14 protein-coding genes and 1 pseudogene are annotated in these 18,180 nt (G+C 67.9%); 8 read left to right on the top strand and 7 right to left on the bottom strand.

Annotated features, from left to right (window positions below):
- Window positions 1-1,401 carry an NAD(P)/FAD-dependent oxidoreductase gene (locus ACFYO5_RS35280; protein WP_388717043.1) on the top strand — a complete coding sequence of 467 codons (1,401 nt, stop codon included), beginning with the start codon at window positions 1-3 and terminating at the stop codon, window positions 1,399-1,401.
- A 62-nt stretch (window positions 1,402-1,463) separates the two neighbouring features.
- Here ACFYO5_RS35280 and ACFYO5_RS35275 read toward each other — a convergent pair.
- A pseudogene (locus ACFYO5_RS35275) lies at window positions 1,464-1,699 on the bottom strand (cytochrome P450); the annotation flags it as partial.
- Window positions 1,700-2,191: 492 nt separating this feature from the next.
- Between ACFYO5_RS35275 and ACFYO5_RS35270 the strand changes: the two are divergent.
- Entirely contained in the window at window positions 2,192-2,977 is a 786-nt protein-coding gene (locus ACFYO5_RS35270; protein WP_388717040.1) for a serine/threonine-protein kinase, read from the top strand.
- Window positions 2,978-4,191: 1,214 nt separating this feature from the next.
- Here the strand turns inward: ACFYO5_RS35270 and ACFYO5_RS35265 are convergent.
- A complete protein-coding gene (locus tag ACFYO5_RS35265) occupies window positions 4,192-4,407 on the bottom strand; it encodes a hypothetical protein (protein ID WP_388717037.1) in 216 nt (71 codons plus the stop codon).
- A 1,220-nt stretch (window positions 4,408-5,627) separates the two neighbouring features.
- Between ACFYO5_RS35265 and ACFYO5_RS35260 the strand changes: the two genes are divergently transcribed.
- The 5 genes from ACFYO5_RS35260 (at window position 5,628) to ACFYO5_RS35240 (ending at window position 12,821) form a co-directional block, all read left to right on the top strand.
- A complete protein-coding gene (locus ACFYO5_RS35260; RefSeq protein WP_388717034.1) occupies window positions 5,628-6,458 on the top strand; it encodes a ParA family protein in 831 nt (276 codons plus the stop codon).
- Window positions 6,459-7,117: 659 nt separating this feature from the next.
- Complete coding sequence (locus ACFYO5_RS35255; protein ID WP_388717031.1) at window positions 7,118-7,657, top strand: hypothetical protein; 540 nt, start codon at window positions 7,118-7,120, stop codon at window positions 7,655-7,657.
- 472 nt (window positions 7,658-8,129) lie between these two features.
- Window positions 8,130-8,567: a hypothetical protein gene (locus ACFYO5_RS35250; protein WP_388717028.1), complete on the top strand. Its 438-nt coding sequence runs from the start codon at window positions 8,130-8,132 to the stop codon at window positions 8,565-8,567.
- Window positions 8,568-9,033: 466 nt separating this feature from the next.
- The gene (locus tag ACFYO5_RS35245; protein WP_388717025.1) at window positions 9,034-11,481 is read left to right on the top strand and encodes a hypothetical protein; all 2,448 of its coding nucleotides are present in this window, start codon (window positions 9,034-9,036) and stop codon (window positions 11,479-11,481) included.
- Window positions 11,481-12,821, top strand: a complete 1,341-nt coding sequence (locus ACFYO5_RS35240) for a helix-turn-helix domain-containing protein (protein ID WP_388717022.1) — start codon at window positions 11,481-11,483, stop codon at window positions 12,819-12,821. The genes ACFYO5_RS35245 and ACFYO5_RS35240 overlap by 1 nt, the downstream gene beginning before the upstream one ends.
- A 122-nt stretch (window positions 12,822-12,943) precedes the next feature.
- On the opposite strand, the gene ACFYO5_RS35235 is transcribed toward ACFYO5_RS35240, so the two are convergent.
- The 5 genes from ACFYO5_RS35235 to ACFYO5_RS35215 all read right to left on the bottom strand — a co-directional run bounded on the left by ACFYO5_RS35235 (window position 12,944) and on the right by ACFYO5_RS35215 (window position 16,822).
- Window positions 12,944-13,702, bottom strand: a complete 759-nt coding sequence (locus ACFYO5_RS35235) for a hypothetical protein (RefSeq protein ID WP_388717019.1) — start codon at window positions 13,700-13,702, stop codon at window positions 12,944-12,946.
- 502 nt (window positions 13,703-14,204) lie between these two features.
- Window positions 14,205-15,221 carry a cellulose synthase operon protein YhjQ/BcsQ gene (locus ACFYO5_RS35230; RefSeq protein ID WP_388717016.1) on the bottom strand — a complete coding sequence of 339 codons (1,017 nt, stop codon included), beginning with the start codon at window positions 15,219-15,221 and terminating at the stop codon, window positions 14,205-14,207.
- 1,012 nt (window positions 15,222-16,233) lie between these two features.
- Window positions 16,234-16,500, bottom strand: coding sequence for a hypothetical protein (locus ACFYO5_RS35225; RefSeq protein ID WP_388717013.1), 267 nt, complete (start codon window positions 16,498-16,500; stop codon window positions 16,234-16,236).
- Window positions 16,494-16,658 carry a transposase gene (locus ACFYO5_RS35220; RefSeq protein ID WP_388717010.1) on the bottom strand — a complete coding sequence of 55 codons (165 nt, stop codon included), beginning with the start codon at window positions 16,656-16,658 and terminating at the stop codon, window positions 16,494-16,496. The genes ACFYO5_RS35225 and ACFYO5_RS35220 overlap by 7 nt, the downstream gene beginning before the upstream one ends.
- Before the next feature lie 8 nt (window positions 16,659-16,666).
- Window positions 16,667-16,822, bottom strand: a complete 156-nt coding sequence (locus ACFYO5_RS35215; protein WP_388717007.1) for a hypothetical protein — start codon at window positions 16,820-16,822, stop codon at window positions 16,667-16,669.
- 191 nt (window positions 16,823-17,013) lie between these two features.
- Here ACFYO5_RS35215 and ACFYO5_RS35210 point away from each other — a divergent pair, with 191 nt between their 5' ends.
- The gene (locus tag ACFYO5_RS35210) at window positions 17,014-17,922 is read left to right on the top strand and encodes a hypothetical protein (RefSeq protein ID WP_388717004.1); all 909 of its coding nucleotides are present in this window, start codon (window positions 17,014-17,016) and stop codon (window positions 17,920-17,922) included.
- Window positions 17,923-18,180 lie beyond the last annotated feature (258 nt).

The raw sequence follows: 18,180 nt of genomic DNA, 5'->3' as shown, positions 1-18,180 counted from the left end.
ATGTCTGACACACCCACCACCGGCCGGCCCACCGCAATCGTCATCGGCGCCAGCGCCTCCGGCCTCCTAGCCGCGGCGGCCCTCGCCGAGTGCGCCGACGTCACCATCCTTGAGCGAGACGCTCTGCCCGACGGCCCTCAGCCTCGCCGAGGCATACCCCAGGGCCATCACGCCCACCTCGTCTGGACGGGAGGAGTAAAGGCTTTCGAGGCACTGCTGCCCGGCGTCATCGACGAGACCGTCGCCCGCGGCGCGCGCCTCGTCCGCATCATGGGCGACATGGTCTCGCGCGCCCCCAACGAGGTGTGGTTCCGGCGCTTTGAGAATGTCCCGCACCGCAACCTAGTGTGCTCCCGCCCCCTCCTCGACCACGTCCTGAGCGCACGAGTCCTGAAGGATTCGCGCATCCAGCTCCGCGAGAACACCACCGCACTCGGCCTAGAAGGTTCGTCGACGACCGTCACCGGCGTCCGCGTGCACACCGGCGACATCAAAGAAGTCCTCAACGCCGACCTGGTCGTCGACGCCTCCGGCCGCGGCACCAGCGCGCCTCAGTGGCTCCAGACCCTGGGCCTTCCCAAGGTCGAAACACGCGAGGTCAACGCAGGCGTTGCCTACGCCACCCGCCTCTACAAGGCGCCCGGCAGCACCGCCAGCATCGGGTTCCCGCTCGTCAACGTTCAGGCCAACCCCGCTACCCCGCCCGGCCAGGGCGGCATCATTCTGCCGATCGAGGGCGACCGCTGGATAGTCACCCTCTGCGGTACCCGCGGCGGCGAGCCCACCGCCGACAACGACGCCTTCATCGACTTCGCCCTCGGTCTAGGCGACCCCGTCATCGGGGAACTACTAGCGAACGCCGAGCCGATCGGCGACGTCAAAACCTCCCGCAGCACGGCCAACACCCGCCGCTACTACGAGAAGATGAACCGCTGGCCCGACGGCTTCCTCGCGCTCGGCGACGCCATCGCCGGCTACAACCCCGTCTATGGCCATGGTCTGTCCGTCGCCGCCCAGTGCGCGCTCGCCGTCCGCGACGTACTGCGCCTTCACCCCATCACCGCCTCGGGCACTGCACGGCGCATGCAGCGCGCCGCAGCACGTCCCGTCGGCGCGGCGTGGGACCTGGCAGTCGGCCAGGACGCCCTCTACCCCGGCGCTTCCGACACCCCACCCACCCCCATGGAGAGGATGCTCGCTCGCTATGTCGACCGCTGCGTTGAGACAGGAGCCTCCAACCCGCGCGCCCTCGGTGCCCTCCTGGACGTCATGAGCTTGTTGGAGCCGCCCACTCGCCTGTTCTCCTTGGACATGGTCTGGCCGATGTCCGTAGGTCGGAAGTTGCCGCTCCTGTCGAGCGTCCCTTTGACGACGGGCGAGCGCAGCGCGTCTTCAAGCTGAGGCAAAGCAGCGCTCAAAGGGTGCCCATAATATGGACTCGGGCACCCTTTCCCGCGTGTGAGGGTGGCCCGGATCGGGGCACGCAACTGCTCGACCCGACGCTGGGTGAAGGCCCGACCGACCAGGTGACGCAGACGCGTGTGGCCGCGAGAATCCATGTTCAAGAGGTTGGCGTCCAGAGCGGAGGCAACGACAGCCCGCGGTAACTGCCCTCAGGTGTATGCGTTCTGTCCAACGACAGCCGCGGATCGGCAGAGGCGGTGCGAACGTCATCGAACCAATTGACGAGCCACGCTGGTTACCCATTCGTTCCGGGCCCCGCCCCTGGGGTCGCGTAGGTTGCTGCGACACCGCGAGGCGGTGAGAGCAAGCCTGGCCCGTTTCGGCCTGCTCGAGGCCCCGATCAACTTGACTCTGAACCACCGCGCGTGAGCCCCGGCCCCAACGGAACCGCCAGCGGGTGGTCAGCGTCGGCCGAGGAATGAGGTGGGCCCGCAGCAGCGAAGGACTGTCAATACAGCTGGCGACCGCGACTGCGCTGCCCCTGACACGCACGACCTCCTCGATCGGTGGCGCGACTCTCGCCGGCTGCTCTACCTCGCAACCTCCTGCGTCTACAGCACTATCTGTACCAATATGCAACATTAGTCCGACGGAGACAGTCATCCGGTCTACCTGCGGGCGCCGTGCAGTTGGGCGCCCGCAGGTAGACCGGGAGCTGCCGCGGCATGCATCGGGCCCGGGCTGTGTCATCGCGCCGAACGGGCTGCGGTCTGCTGTAGCCGGAAAGGTGGATGCGGTGGTCAGGGGAGCACGGCTGGTCGGCCGGTATGAGCTGCGTGAAGTCCTCGGGGCCGGCGGCATGGGTGTGGTCCACCGGGCCTTCGACGTGCGGCTGGGGCGCGAGGTCGCCATCAAGGTGGTCGATCTGTCTGCAGCGCCGGAGGCCGCCCGTGTCCGGTTCGAGCGCGAAGCCTTGGCCGTAGGACGGCTGCGCAGCCCGCATGTGGTCAGCGTGCACGATGTTGGGGAGGACATCACCGGCGGCGGCCGCATCGGCTTCCTGGTGATGGAACTGCTCGATGGCTTACCAGTGCAGGCAGTCCTGGCGCACGGTCTTCCGACCGTGGCAGACGTGATCGCATGGGGCCGACAGATGTGCGGCGGCCTGCGGGACGCGCACGCCGCCGGCGTCGTGCACCGGGACGTCAAGCCATCGAACGTGATGCTCTCGCCGCATGGCACGGTCACGCTCATCGACTTCGGAATCGCACAGACGAACGCCGGCAGTGAAACGGTCACCCTTCCCGGCACGGTGATGGGCACCCCCGCCTATATGGCGCCCGAACGGCTGCGGGGAGAGGCCGGGGACGTCCAGTGCGACCTGTACTCGCTGGGGTGCGTACTGTACGAACTCCTCACCGGCCGACCGCCGTTCGGCCCGGTTCTTCCCCGGCCGAACGGGGCGCAGCCACTGCCGGTGCGAGCGGTGCGCCCCGACGTACCCGTGGCCGTGGAGGCCCTCGTACTGGACCTGCTGTGCGCCCATCCAGCCGGCCGCCCCGATGCCGTGTAAGCCGAGCGGCGCCTGACCGCCGTTGCCACTCCCACCCCGCCAGCGCCCGCAGACGCGACGGGGACACCGCTGTGGGCGGCGCCGACACAGACAGCGACCCGCCGCACTAACACCGCAGGGCCTGGTACATACTCCACTCCCCCATCCCGGCTGACCCGGTCGACTGCGGTTGGGCAGCGGCCTGCGCGTACATCCCCCGCACCAACGCGGTTGTCGGCCGCTCGAGGCAGCGCGGGACGGGCGGCGATGGCCGGTGCGGCCTCGCTGTGGGCGCAGCTGTCACTGTTCACTGAGATGCCCGGGTGGGCAACAGCGGGACTGGCCGCAGCGGCAGGGTTGGGCCTGTGGGTGCTGTGCGCACCGACCGCCGAACCGGAATCCGGCTCGTCCGGAAACGTGATGGCGGCCCTGGGCACGACAGTCGCGCTTACGGGCTACCTCGCAGGGTGGACCACGGTTCCCTGGTGGGGCGTGTTGGCCACCGCCGTGCTCCATACCCCTTTCCTCCTAGGGGTGTGCACCCTCGTGGCCACGGTTGCGGCCCGGCTGACCGGTGGGCGCCGACCGGGGATGGAAGCCGGAGTCACGGCAGGCTTGGTGAACGCATCCGCTCTGATGGTGCTCCTCGGACAACAAGTGCCGGCCGCCGCGACCGTGGTAGCCAGCTCCGGTCTCTGGCTCGCGCTCGCTTGCTCGTGTGCGAGTCCGCTGCGAGCGGGATCCGCCTACGGGGGGGGCGGCCCCGATAGGTGGTACGACACTCTCATCCACACCAAGGTCATGGACGAGTCGACCGGTGCCCGAAGCAGCTTCCTGCGCCAGCCGCTCCGCCCTGGCCGGGCTCCAAGAGGCCACCGACATCCTCGGCGTCAGCGAGGCCGACCTGGCCAAAGCTGACAGCCGAGCTGGAGCCCCGCCTCGTCCAACAGCTGGAGGCCGACCCCGTCTACAGGGCTTCCGGCCTCGTCGAGGTAGCCACCCGACTCACTCCGTTCGACCTTAGCGGCTTTGGCGAGCAGCTGACTCTTGGAGAGCGGGCAGACCGGCTGGATCACCGGACTCGTGTCGGCGCCACTGGCCAGCCGAGCATTCACTCACGGGTATGACCTGCGATTTTCACAAGCGCACACTGTATGTGTGGCAAGCCGCAACGCAACATGAACGTTGACATGCACTTGAACTTGCACTTGAACATGTACGCCAGGTTGCATGAGTTAACGCATGGCAAGATGTTCGAGAACATGCATGTTGAGTTGAACGCCAACATGCACAGCAACATGCATGCCTGAATGCGCGTCAGCATGCACTGCAATATGCAACGCAGAATGCTCTTTGGAATGCGATGCAAGATGCACGGCAGATACGGCGGCAATATGCGCTTCAGAATGAGTTCCAGATTGAACGTGCGACTGTTTGTCACTACCAAACACTGCGCTCCTTGGCGAGCGCCCTGAACTTGGCATCCTCGGGGCACGCTGTGTGCGCCGGTGCGTTCGAGTAGTCCAAACGGCTAAACAATAGTCATTCGGCAAGCTAGACGTGCATAGCTTGGAACCTACTGCACCGCGACTGAGTGCTTCATCTTGACGCACGAACGTCGCATTGACCAAGGGGTAGCACTTCTGTACCTACAGACCAATCGCGAGCAAATGCTGATGCCTAGGTTCGGATTAGACATCGTGCCTATGGGTTGCTCGCGCTGACGTCTCCACGAGCGACGCGTTCTCGCATGGTGGAGCAGGTTTACGGGCGAACGCCCGAGGGCTGCAAACGTCTAACGTGCGCGCGGCCGAACGAAGGCATGACGTGTACTAGGAGACTGCTTGTGCACGCGTCGAGGCCGGGCACTCAGTTCGACATGGACAAGCGCTATATATGACTCTGTTACCCATATACGAGGTCACGATCGAGGCTCGGCCAGGTGATCTGAGGTGACCGCGTTGCAAGTCGCGCAACTTTCGCTTGGCGTCTGTACGCCTAGGGCTTGCGATTCCCGAACCGAGCCCGCCCTAGTGCGGCCTGCGCCAGGATAAAACAAACTTCGTTCACCGCTCTGAACGAACGAGCGCGCCTTCGTACAGATCCTTGCGGCACCGGAACGAGGGCCGCCTTCGCAGCTCGCCGGAAGACGCCGCGACCGCCCCGCCGAACCCACGCGACAGACGCTCGCTCTGCGCGACTACCAAACAACGCTACGTGGCACCTTCGTTGATCGCTTCACGCTTTAGCGCGTCCGACACCAAGAGCGGGCGTCCGGCGGTCTGGGTAGACAACCGGTTGACCAAACTCGCCTCACAACCCATACAGGCAGGCACATTGCCCTGCCAGCCGCCGCGCTCGACTCAAAGCACGGTCATCCGAACTCGCCACCAGATGGCCTAGCTCCTTCACTGTCAGACCACTGCTACCACGACTCGAACCAAGCCAAAACGCGCCAATCGCTGGTACTCGCGTGTCCTTAGAGGTACCTGGTGTTCCCCTGCTAGCCTGTCAGGAAAATTTCCGGGTCACGGAGTTGACTGGCACCAGGTACATGTGCACCAAGATGTCCAGTTCTGTACTGAATGCGCGGTGCCCACATCTCTCCATGGGACCTTCAGGCGCCAGGCAGGCAACTCCTGACAGGATCAGTTGAGAGGACGGAACTGTTGTGGCTCTGAAGATTGCTGTGGCCAGCCAGAAGGGAGGGCCCGGCAAGACAACTACAACCGTCAATCTGGGTGGCGCCTTTGCGCTCAACGGGTTCCGCGTCCTGGTAATCGACCTGGATCCGCAGGCACAGGCAGGTGTCTCCTATGGCATCGTGCCTCAGCCTGCCCGCTCCATCGGCTTCGCGCTCTACGCTCGCTTCAACGACATGAGCCTCCCCTTGGGCCCCATGATCTACAGCCGCGATGAGCTACTCACTGACTTTGAGAACGTCGGCTGCCTTGACCTCCTGGGCGGTGTGCAGAGCACCACGGTGGATGCTGAACGCAAGATCGCCAGCGGCGACTTCGAAGCCACCCTGATCCTTCGCGAGGTACTCGCGGAGATCGAAGACAAGTACGACATCATTCTCCTGGACACGCCGCCAAGCGTCAGCGCACTCGCTGCCGCGGCACTTGCGGCCGCCGACTTCGTCATCGCGGTCAGCGAGCCTCTGTATGCGACTGTGCCAGGGGTAGCAGTGGTGAAGGGACTCACCGAAGCCACCCCGCAGCGTACTGAGAACCGTGCGCACCCGCAGTTCCTGGGAACTGTCCTGAACAAGGCCAACCCTCCATCCAAGCGCACGTCGGAAGACGAGCGGGTGGAGGACCGCCTCAGGGATCTTGGCCTCATGGCCTTCGAGTCTCAGATCCGTCGAAACACGCTCATCTCATCTGCTTTCGACGACGGATGTCCCGTAGTAATCCTTCAACCGAACCAGCCCCCCAGTCGGCAGTACGTCGAACTCGCCGTGGAAGTAGTTGACCGGATCAAGCAGGCAGGCACCTGATGGCAAGCGACGACACCACAAAGGCCGAGGCAGGATCCGGCGGATCGAACCAGCCCCGGAGGCGCGGCACGCGCCGGCGCGCAGGCTCGGCGGTACAGAGCGATGTCCTTCGCGCGTCAATGGCGGATGCCATCAGTGGCAGCCACATCAACGCGGGCCCAGACTCTACGGCCGATCTTCTGAAGCAGATCACCGCTGGAGCTCAGAATGACCAGGGGAGTGCGCCTCCTCCGGACCTTTCGAGCCCCCCCACCGATACATCGCCCGCGACGGTCCTACCGATGGCTCGCGTTGGCTCCCAGAGCGACGTACCGGCTGGCGTGTCGACGTCTGATTCAACCGCCGCCGCAGAATCGCTCTCACCGCGACCCCAAGCGCCAGCCCCTGATGCCACGCCATCTCCGGCTGGACCGCAGGTCTCTGAACACCCTGCAGCGGAATCTCGTCCCGCCGGTGGCCCCAAGGGCACTGCTGGTCAAGGCGCACGCCCCTCCGACGCGCCCGAGCCGGTTCGCGACTCAACAGGCCGCGCCGGCGAAGCAGTGCAGTCCCTGGCGTCACTTGCCTCCGCTGCGCAGCCGCTGATCCCGTCTGACGCTTCTGTCCTCACTGAGCCAGAGGCGCCGAGCGGGGCCGCCGAGCCGGCACCGGCGCAGCGCGTGCCCGTCGCAGCCACGCCTGAGGACGAAACCGAACCTCAAGCAACGGCTGAGACAGGCAGTACAGACGGCGAAGTTCCGTCAAATGACCTAGTCGCTCAGAAGGCGCTCCAAGCCAGCTTCGTGGATAACCGCCTTAACTCGAATACCTGGGCAAGCTGGGGTTTCCGTCTCGTACCCGACGTTAAGGACAGACTGGCCAAGCGCCTGGAGGCCGACAAGCGGTCCTCCGGCAACCGTCGTCTCGCCCAAGGCCACTACGTGAATGCAGCGATGCTCACGGTGTGCCCCAAGACCGTGAAGGCCCAGCTCGTGCTCATCCGTGAGTGGCTGACCGAGCGAGGCGCCTACACCGAGCAGGGTAAGCCCTCCAACTACCTTGTCAGCAAGCCGGTCTGGGACGTCTCCAGCACCTTGGACATGGAGTTGACCGCAGCCTCCAAGCGCGGGCAAGTCATCTACCTCTTCTCGGCTGTCCTTGAGCGATACCTCGACCAGTTGGAGGCGGAGGGCCTAGTACCTCCGCCAACCCGCCGCTAACCGACGGCGGCCTTCAGCCAGCTGGGCATGAGTGAGGGCCCCACCCCGAGACGGCGGGTGGGGCCCTCACTCATGCCCAATGCCGCCTCGCCTTCCTGCTCCAATGGAACGCCGCCAGCAGTGCAACGTAGCTTGCAACGCTCCTTGCAACGCAACCTGCAACGCAACCTGCAACGCTGAATGTTCGCCTGTACGCACGGCTGTGCGCCGTAGCGCGTTGATGCGGGCAGCAACGCCCGGTGGCACGGCAGCACGGCCGATTCCTGTCAGGAAAGTCCAGCCCGCCTCGGATCGCGCGACCCAACCCGACCTTGTGTGGCATTTCGGGCAAAGGCGCAGTTACAGAGGGCTTCTGACGTCGTTGTAGTCAAAGACAGAGGACACTCGACACGCCCAATCGCTCCTGACAGGAAATTTCCGAGGTCAAAAGCGCTAGGGTGCTCCCTAAGATGCTCATGTGAAAGGACGCCTGATGAAGCTGGCCACCCTGGCCGCGTTGGCCAACGTCCCGGCCAAGGTCGCCTACGAGGCACGGGACCGCAAGGTGCTTCTTACGCAGATCCTGACGGAGAACGACGTCCTGCCTCTCCGTACGTTCGACGCCCTCCGCCGCATCAGCTGGCCGGGCGAGAACATCGCACGCAATACCCGTCAGCGACTGCGCCTTTGGGAGCACCTCGCGATCGAGCAGTCCCGAGTGGAGTTGGACTCCGTCGACCAGTTCACTGGTTTGCTCGTCCACCCGGCTGGCGCAGTCCTCACTGAGTCTCCAAGCTCCCTCGTAATCGAGGTTCTCAAGCTCTCTGAGGAAGGAACTCCCCACTCCTACCTCCCGCTCGGCCGCTGGGCGGCCGAGGCCCGGACGTCACTCAGCGAGGAACAGGTGCCGTCAGCGGCCGGCGCGGCATAGAGCTTCCACTGACTGCGAGCACGTTCGCGTGCTGCCGCACTCCACGCGTCGGCTCGCATGGGCCAGACGCAGGTCGGCCCGGGATCTGCGGTCCCGGGCCACTGCTGTTGTCGAGGAGGTGAAGCACAACCGACATCTCTAGCTGAATACGTCGCATGCCCGGCTGTCCTGCTACGCCCTAGCGGGCCGGGTGGCGATGACGGACGTCCTTTTACCTCCTCGACTGGAGCAGATCATAGCTACCCGGACGAGGGCTGGCTCGGTCATGCCTAAAACAGGCAGGAGCCATCAGCCCAAAACGACTAAATCGCCACCTTCTGAGTCTCATACTCATTGGTCGGCCTCCCACCCCTCCTCAAGCGCCGTCCCCGATGAAACAGGACCCTTCCACAGTGGCCGGCGTAGTCACCCACTGTGTCTCGGGAAGACGATGCGGCCTCGGTTGTACGCCGCAGTCCGGGCCCTGATGGCTGACGAGCGGCTGGCGGGGCTCACGCACGCGCAGATCCTGGCCGCGCTGGTCCTGATGGCGAAGTCGAATCACCGCACCTGTGAAGCGCGCACGACGGCCCGGGAGCTGGGCCGTTGGCTGGGGGTCACCGAGTCGAGCGTCGACCACGACGTCTTTCCGGCGTTGGTGGCGGCGAAGGCGGTGGAAACGGAGGTTGTCACCGCGGCGAGCGGCCGGGTCGAGGGCGTGGTGTGCCGTGTGGCTCCGTTGCGGGAGGCGCGCGGTTCGTACGGTGCTCCGCTGGCGCTGTCCAAGCGCGAGTTCGCGGTGCTGCTGCATCTGATCGAGGCCTTGTTCGCTCCGGGCTGGGCGAACAGCGAAACGGAACCGGGTCTGCTGGCGAAGCGTCGGGAGAAGGGCGCGGCGACGGACCGTCTGGCTTTGCTGCTGCTGGTGCTGCAGTGCCGCGAGGACGGCACGGTTCCTCTGGTCGGCGGGACAGTGGCTGCTGGCCGGGGGAGGGGCGCGGCAACGTTGGCGAAGCTGTTGGGCGGTTCGGTCTCCGGGGCGGCCAAGGTCCTGGGCCGGCTTCGGCAGTGGGATGTCATCGAGACACCTGTGCGTTCGGGCAAGCGGGGCAAGCGGCTCCTGGTGGTTCCGGCCGTCGCCGCCGTCTCGGGGAAAGGAAAGGGCCCGACGTCGTTCCTCCCGGACCCGCGGCCGGCTCGGGACGTACCGCCTGCGGCGAGTGCCGCCTCGTGCGCTGGTTGCGCCGACCTTGACGCAGGAGGGGAGAGCGAGGGCCCGCTTCTGGAGGGGGACGGGTGGCGGCAGGAGTCGTTCGAGGACGTGTTGGGGGGGCGCCCCGATACTGCACTCGGAGATCTTGACTCTGCCGAGAGCATCGAATGTACAGGTCAGCGGCTTGTAGATGAGGGTGGAGCCGGCGTTGCGCCGGAGTTTTCGGGGCGCCCCGCTGCCACGTCCCTTCACGCTGAGCACGCTGGGGTGGCTGATGTTGGTGATGAGAGTGCGGATGATTGTGGGTTTTCCGGCTCTGCCGTCGGGGGCGGAGGTGATCTGCCGGGACGCGTGCGTGCACGCGAGGAGGCTCCGGGTTCGTCGACGACTGCAGCCGGCGGGTCTGCCGGTGGCCCGCTGCGCGGGGAAAAGCGAAGTCAGCACTGTTCGGACGGGGAGAAGGCTCGCGGCAGCCGCGGGGTGTTCCGTGGTCGGGCATCGGTGCCGGAGGACTTGGGCGAGGCACTTGAGCCCGTAGCAGCGTTGTGGGTGCGGGTGGGCCGGTCCAGCACGCGGACGCACCTGGCTACCGCTGTGCGGGGCGAGGTCGGGCGGCTGCGAGGGGTCGTGGATCCTCAGCTGGCGCAGCGGGTGCTGGCCGAGCGGCTGGAGCGCCGGCTGCGTGACCAGGGCGGGCCGGTGCGGGACTTGGTGGCCTGGCTGCTGAAGGTCGGGTTGCCGCAGCGGCCCGGTTGCTGGTCGACGCTGTGTGACGAGGGCATCCGTCTCGACACTCGGGGGGCGTGCGAGAGCTGCCAGGTGCTGATCGGCGACAAGCGCGGGCTGCGGCGGGCGGTGGCGGACCAGGTCATCGAGGACCGGCTGTCTGGCCGCCTGGTTGTGCCGCAGGGCGAGGTGGGCCGGGAGGTCGAGCGGCGGCTGCAGGAGGCCGTGCGCGAGGAGATGGTCCGCAAGGCCGTGGCACACGAGCGGGCAGTGTCTGAGCAGGCCGTGCGGGAGGCGTCGTACGAGATCAAGCGGCAGCGGGTCGCCGATGCGGAGCGGGCGCGAGCGGCGGCGCCGTGTACGGACTGCGGGCTGCCGGAGGCGTCCGGATTGTGCCCGGGGTGCGCGGAGCGGCGCGGGATCGAGGCGGCCGTGCAGGACGCGGTCGCGTTCGCACTCGCGCTGCGGTTCGAGCCGAACGACGTGCCGGGGACTCGGGAGTTGTGGCAGGAGTGTGAGCGCGCGACCCGGGCCGTGCTGGAGGAGCGGCTCGTCCAGCTGCGGGAACAGGGCGTGGACGAGGCGGCGCTGTGGTGGAGCGGCGGCCGGCTGATGGAGAAGCTGCGGGACCGGCGGCGCCGGGCGGCGATCGTCCGGCTCGGGCAGCAGGACGAAGCCGAGCAGGCCGCCCGGATGGCGGCCGCGGCACTGCGGCGCAAGCAGACCCAGCCGAACACGGTGGAGTCCCGCGAAGCCGCCCGTGCAGCAGGGGAAGAAGCCCGCGCCCGGGTCGCGGAACGGTGGCTGAGCGAACTCCTCGCCGAGCTGCGCACTCTGCTCTCGCTCGGCCCGGGCCGAGCCGAACTCACCGACTGGTCGCTCGTGTTGCCCGGGCTGGCGGCCCAGCGGCTGCCGGGTGACGAGCGGGCCGGGACGGCCGTCGGCACTACGGGCGCGCGGTCGGCCAGCGTGATCCGGGAGCGGGTGAGCGCGTGATGGCGATCCCCGTACCCGAGCGACCGCCCGTTCGAGGCCGTCGTCGCATGGTGCCGGTGTGGGAGCGGCGCGGGCTGTCGGAGCGGATGCGACGGCTGCTGCTGGAGGGCGACGTCACCGACCGCTACGGCGGAACCAACGACTCCGACACCGGTTTCCGGATCACCATGGCGCTGGCGGTCGCATGCGCGCAGCCCCACCGGCCCTGGACACCGGCCGACTTCTACGAGGCCCTGCTCTACACCCCGACGGCGGGCGGGACCTGGGCGCGGAAGCTGCGCGAGCGCAAGGGCACGGACTACATCGAGGCGAAGCTCGCCGCGATGCTCGACAAGGCCCGCCGGCTGGTGTCGGACGGACCGGTCATCGCGTGCCGGCAGGACGCGATCGTGGCGATCGAGCAGGTGCGCCAAGTCGTCGAGGACCAGTCCTGGTCCACGGCTGACCTCCGGGACAACGGGCTGCACCGCAGCGACCTCAAGAACCTGGTGGCGCGGCTGGGGCTGTGTGAGCGGGCCGGCGGCTTGGAGCACGGGGCGTCCGTGCGGCAGTTGGCCGAGGAGATGGGCTGCGCGCGGGCGACGGTGGAGGCGAGCAACCGGCGTCTGGTCGACAAGCACTGGCTGGAGCTGGTCAAGAGCGGGTCGGGCAAGAAGCACGGCTCCGTATGGAGGCTGAAGATCCCCGACCGCCTCCGCACCCCTGTGGCGGCAGAGACGAGTGCGGCGGGAGTAGGACGGTCGCCAACTCCGGGGTATCGGGGGGCAGGAACTGTCCCAACCGCGCGCACCACCGACACCCGGGCGATCGGCTTGGTGATGAACCACGACGCCTTCCACCACTACGGCCACGGCCTCTCGGGCGCCCGCATCCTCGCCTGCCTCGACCCGCTCGACGGCCACGACAACCGCGCCCTGCAGACCGCCACCGGACTGCACCGCAGCACAGTCCAGCGCCGGCTGCGCCGCCTCGTCGACGACGGCCTGGCCGTAGAACGCGACGGCACGTACTACCTCGCCCGCACCCTCGCCGGGCCCGACGGACTGCGCCGCGACGAGGACGTCCTGGACACCAGTGCCCACGAACGCGGCACCAGCGGACGGAGCCTGTCCCGCACACAGCGCCACCAGCGCGAACGCACCCACTACCGGCAGTGGCTGGACGAACGACAGCACCGCACTCGTCCGCCACGGCTCGTCCTCGTACCCGCCGGCGTCGTCGACACCGACACCGGCGAACTCCTCGACGAACGATGGCGCGGCTGGGACCTCTCCGACCCTCACCACCCCACCTGGCCCACTGCTCCCGCCACCGACCTGGAGCTACCGGCATGCGGTTGACGAACCCTTCGCCGACGGCGGGCTGCCGTGCGAGCAACCAGGGACGGGGATGCCTCGCATCCGGCTGGCGTCTGGGCGCAGCCGACTCGTGCCGTACTGACGTGTTGGCCGCGACCCGAATCTCACGGCTGGGGTTGGGGTGGAGGGGCGAAGCGTTCCTCGGCGCAGTCGCCTCGCAGGGTGATCTGCTCCAGGAGCCGGCCGTCACGGCGGACATGCCAGGCGATGGGGCCGTGCATGACGGTGAAGCCGTCCGGGCGTGCGGAGACCTGGTGTTCCGATACCCGCTCCAGCACGTACTCCAGCTGGCCGCGGATCGCGGCCAGCCGCTCGTCATCGGGCACCGTGGCGAAGTACACGCAGTCACGGACGGCCGTGTTGCACACCATCGCCGCCACGTCGACCTGCCGCAGCTGGCGCCACACCCGCAGCCCGGTCCCGCTTTCGGGACGGACGGCCGGATCCCCCGACTTGGTCAGGCACGGAGTCTTCACTCCCTTGCGCCTCTGCTTGGCCGCCTGCTGTTCCTTCTTCAGTTCTGCGGCGGCCGCCATTGCCCGATCGGCCTGGGTACGGGCCTCCATCCAGGTCGGCGCGCCGTTGTGGTTGCTGTAGGCGAACAGGTGGAGCGTCCGCGAGTCGATCATGACGTGGTACGGGCCGATACGGCGGGGGAGCGCCAGCCGCATCAGCTCCTCACCGGGCTTGGTGCAGACCTCACCGTGGACAGCCGCCTCCTCCACCAGGTCGAGGAGCTGGGCTCGGGCCAACGCTTCACTGACACCGTGGTCGATGACGTAGGACCGGATCGCGCCGTGCCGTACGGTCACCTGCTGGCGTAGGGCGAGGGCCTCTTGCGGAGGAAAGTTCGCTTCGCGCACCCAACGGACATGCTGTGACGTCGAGTTCACGCCCGTCTTTCTTCGGGCGCTGCGGCAGTTGTTCGGTCACGGAGCGCGCCAGGGCCAGTGAGGCGGCGGCCGCCCGCGGTGACGGCGACGCCAGGCCGGCCGGATTGCCCCACAAAGTCCCCCACTCGTGGAGTTCGGGCAGGACCATGAGCCCCGACAGACCGTGCTGGGTGATGGCTGCCGCCGTCTCGTTGAGCTGGCCGGCGTCGATGGCATGGCGGCTGCGGCCGAGGACACCGAGCACCGGCGCCGGAGGCAGCCCACCGACCTCGTCCGCCAGGTCCTGGGCAATGTCCGCTCCCTGCCAGGGGAGCTGGTTGTACTCTACGAGACCCTCAAAGGGCGCGAACAGGTCCTCGTCCCTGATCACCGCCGCGGCCCACCGGGCTCGATGTTCCTCCCACAGACTCAGCCCCCACCTCTCGACGGCCCGCTCCTCCACGTTCGCGAAGAACTCCTTGAGGACAACCCACTATTCGTCCTCGCTCATGTCCCCAGGAGCCAGACCCTCGCGTTGGCGCTGACGATGATGCTCCGCCCAGCCGGCCGCGGCCTGGGGCCAGTACTCCGGATGCCGGGCCCGGCCCTGGTGATCCAGGAACCGGATGAAGTCGGCCCGCCAGACATCGAGGTCGACGCCGGCCTTCGACGCGGCATCGCCCGCCGGCGCACCGCCGGGACCTTCCTCGTTGTCCTCGGTGTCGTCGAGATCGGGGGAGCCCCAGTGCAGGACGTTGTGGAAGTCGCCCCACCACTCCTCGACCTCCTCCGGGTCGGACGCGTCGTACACGGACGCTTCCCCGTCCTCGGAACGCGCGGCCACATACACGCCGAACATGAGGTCGAGGAAGGTCATCAACGTCTCGAGCGGACTCGACTCCTGTGACGGGTGACCAGCGAGTTGTTCGTCCAGCCACTGCCACATCTGCACCTGCTGCGGGCGCCGGTCGATCACCTCTGTGTACGTCCACAGCGCTGAGCCGCCGCTGCCCTGGGGGCGGTCGGTCATCATCGCGAGGATCAGATCGCTGCCGTCGGCCAGGTGCCGGCGCTGGAAGCCCGGGTTGAGGACGACGACGTCGTACTCCCACTGGCGGGCTTGGGAGATCATCTCCCACGCCTCGGCGGGATCGTCCGGAAGGATCCCGAGGTTCAACCGGCCGCGGCCGGTGAAGGTGGGCGGTGGCTGGTGGCCGAACATCCGCAGGACGTTGGACGGCTCCTCGTCGCCGAGCACCAGGACCCGGTTGCCGGACCGCGCGAGTGCCCCGGCCAGAACCACTGCGGTCGTCGTGCACCCGTACCCGCCGCGGCCGTCGGCCGAGGTCACCGCCACCACGCCGCCGCCCGACGTGCCGGCCGGTCCGACGGCGCGCGGCTGGAGGCGCGCGGGGCTGGGCCCCTCGAGTTCCTCGGCCGCGGGCGGGCGGGAGCGCCAGTCGGGCACCCGCTCCAGAAACAGCCGGCCCGGCGCAACGCCCGGCTCCACCGCGCGGCCTCACCAGGTGCGAACGGCCGGCTCAGCAGTTCCAGCGGACCGCCTTCCACCCGCTGGGGGAGGGGCTCGTCCCACACTGGCCGGCCGCCCGCCGCACCGGCCGACGCCGCGGCACGTTCCAGGTCCTCCTCGCTTGCCCGGCCTGCCCAGGCCCGCGCCGTACGGCCCGTTCCCGAAGTGTGCTGGACCCGTACGGTGATGTGCGCACTCCGGCCGATTAGCCCGAGCCGGAGGTCCTGATCCGCACTCGCCCACGCGCGCAGCCACGGGACGCCCGACAGATCCGGTCCCACCTGGACGGGGAGGAGCCGGGCCAGTACCAGCGGCACATCGGACTCGCGCACGTACAGCGTCAGGCCGCCTGCCGACGGCGACGCGGCCGCGACACCCGCAAGCGTGCCGGTGGAAGCCGGCTCGTCGGTGCGAAGCACGGGGCGCATCAGCGCCCGCAGGACTCCCGCCTCCAGGAGTTCCTGCACCCAGTCCGCAGCATTGGGGACCAGTCCCTGCTGCAGACCATTGTTCCGATACCACTCCAGAGCCACGGCGCGGGACTCACCCGTGTACTTCTGCCGCAGTCGTGCAACATCGCGTTCGGTTGCCACGTCAATCCAATCCGCAGCGCGACTCCCCGGACCGGCGCGCCGACAGACGCAAGAAAGCTTTGATCAACTGACGTCGCGATTCGCGGCTTTCCGCCGAGCGCACACGCAGGTCCGGGCCGCGACATGCAGGCAGGGGCAGCAGAGTCTGCCGCGGCCCATCCTACCGAGTGGCGTCGAGCAGCGAAGTGGAACCGGCGTTGCACAGGCACGCGGGCCCCCGCTTACCCCAGCAAGATCCCCCAGCCGGGCCGATGGGAAGACAGCCGGCGCCGTTCCCGCGTAAGGGCTCAAGGGCCCAGGGATTCGTTTCAGGCGTTGTTCCGGCTGCCCGTCCACCGGCCCGGCCGGGACAGGATGGGAGGGGACGGGGTGAAGGACGGCCAGGCACCGCTCCCGCTTCAGGGCTCACGCCCAAAGGTGACGTACAGGTGTTCGTCCTGGCCTCCCATCACCCCGTCCCGGGCACCGGGGAACATGATGTGTTCCTGGTAGGGCCGACCAGTCCGGACGCAGTGGTGCAGGCTGCTGAGCAGCCGGTTGCCTACGTGGCACAGCGCGGCCGTGTAGCCGTCACCGCGTTCGCGGCGCGCGTGGCACAGGGCGCGGCAACCGGGGCAGCGGGTCAGCGTGCCGAACGCCCACTGGTGGACGGCGGCCTTCAGCACCCGGTTGCACACCCTGCGGTGAACGACCGTGTGGCTGCTGTCGGAGGACCAGGTGATGGGGGCCCGGCGTAGGCGCGCAGATGGCGGCCGGTGGGGAAGCGGTCGGGGGTGTCGCCGATCTCAGCGAACAGGCGGGCGGCGAGGAGAGGGCCCCCCACCACCAGATCTACCGGTCTTTCCCGGCCTGCGGGTGGGCGGAGAACATCTTCTCCGCAAGATCGGTCAGCCGTTCGGCGTGTTGGCAGGCGAGGGAGAGCTCGGCGAGGTGGAGCCGGGTGCGGCCGGCGGCGGCGACGGTGTCGTGAAGGCGGCGCTTGGACAAGGCGGCCGCATGGCGGGGGGGGCGCGAGGGCGAGCACCGCCCGGTCCTCCGGCCGGCGCAGACAGTGCTGGATGCCCGACCACGCCTCGACGGCGGCTGGGTAGCCCAGGGAGCTGAGCACGACGCCGGCAGGCGAGCCGCGAGAACAATTGCACCGCGCCCACTAGGACTCCGAGCGTACGCTCCAGGCCATGAGCGAACTGCACTGCCTGTTCTGCGGCGTTGCCGTGCGAGGCCGCCGAGAACACGTGCTGCCGTCCTGGTTCCTCAAGCGCCACAACGGACAAGGCCCCTTCACGACCGAAGTCAACGGCGAGCCGGTCGCATACGCCAGCGGCGTCGTGGAACGGGACCATCTAGCCCGCCTGATGCTCCCGGTCTGCGGCAAAGGGGAAGAGCCGGCAGGGGGCCGGGACTGCAACGGGTGGCTGAACACCGCCTTCGAACAACCCGCCAAGATCCCCGTCCGCGCCACGCTCGACGACCTAAAGCCCATTGACGGCCCCGCCGTACGCGCCTTCGTCCGCTGGGCCGTCAAGACACTGCTGCTGGCCAGCCACCCCGACGCTGAGCGCTCCGAACCGCCTCAGCGTGACCGCTCAGCATGGGAGTTCCCGGACGACTGGCTTCCCGGGCTGCGCACCACCGGCGATCTGCCCGCCGACTTGTCACTGTGGCTGGGCATCATCGACCCGAGCGCCACCGAGGAATCCCGCGCCCCCGACGAGCAATTCCTGCTCCCGCGCATCCACCACCCCCATACGGCTGGGGGACCGGGCCAGGCGACGAACCTCGGATTCGGCCTGCCCGATGGGAGGATGGCGCAATTCCAGCTGCTCAGCCATCCCGTCATGGAAATCGGCCATCCCGCCGACGAGGCCGGGCTGGTGCTGAAACTGTGGCCACTGCCCCCGAACCGTCTGGACATCAACGCGCTACCGATCCTCAGCCAAGAGGACAGCCGCCGAATCGCGCGGACCTTCGTCCGGGGCGGAACGTCGATCGGCCTCATGCCCGGACAGACCTGGCTGCCGGAAGGGCTGCTCAGCCCCCGCATCCGGATCCGGCCCGTGGGGACACTTTCACGGGGCCAGACGTAGGGCGAACATACGCAAGCAGCCGCTACCTACTCGGAAACCGAACCGCTCGACCAGCGCCGCCGATTTCTACCAGAGCAGCACCGTCAGCTCAAGGCCTCGAGACGGGGCGGCTTGGGAAGGTGGAGGCTAAGAGTTCAACCACGCTGACTCGCAGAGACCCCGGCATCGCCTAGTCGTCACCGATAGACTCATAGTGACCATTGCCGTCTGTATGTGACGGCGGCCAGCTACTTCAACCGGGGCGCCCTCGGCGGCCCT

The sequence above is a fragment of the Streptomyces sp. NPDC006259 genome (assembly GCF_042870975.1).
Taxonomy (GTDB): domain Bacteria; phylum Actinomycetota; class Actinomycetes; order Streptomycetales; family Streptomycetaceae; genus Streptomyces.
Note: the sequence above shows the minus strand (reverse complement) of the source record. Positions and strands in the feature narration are given on the sequence as shown.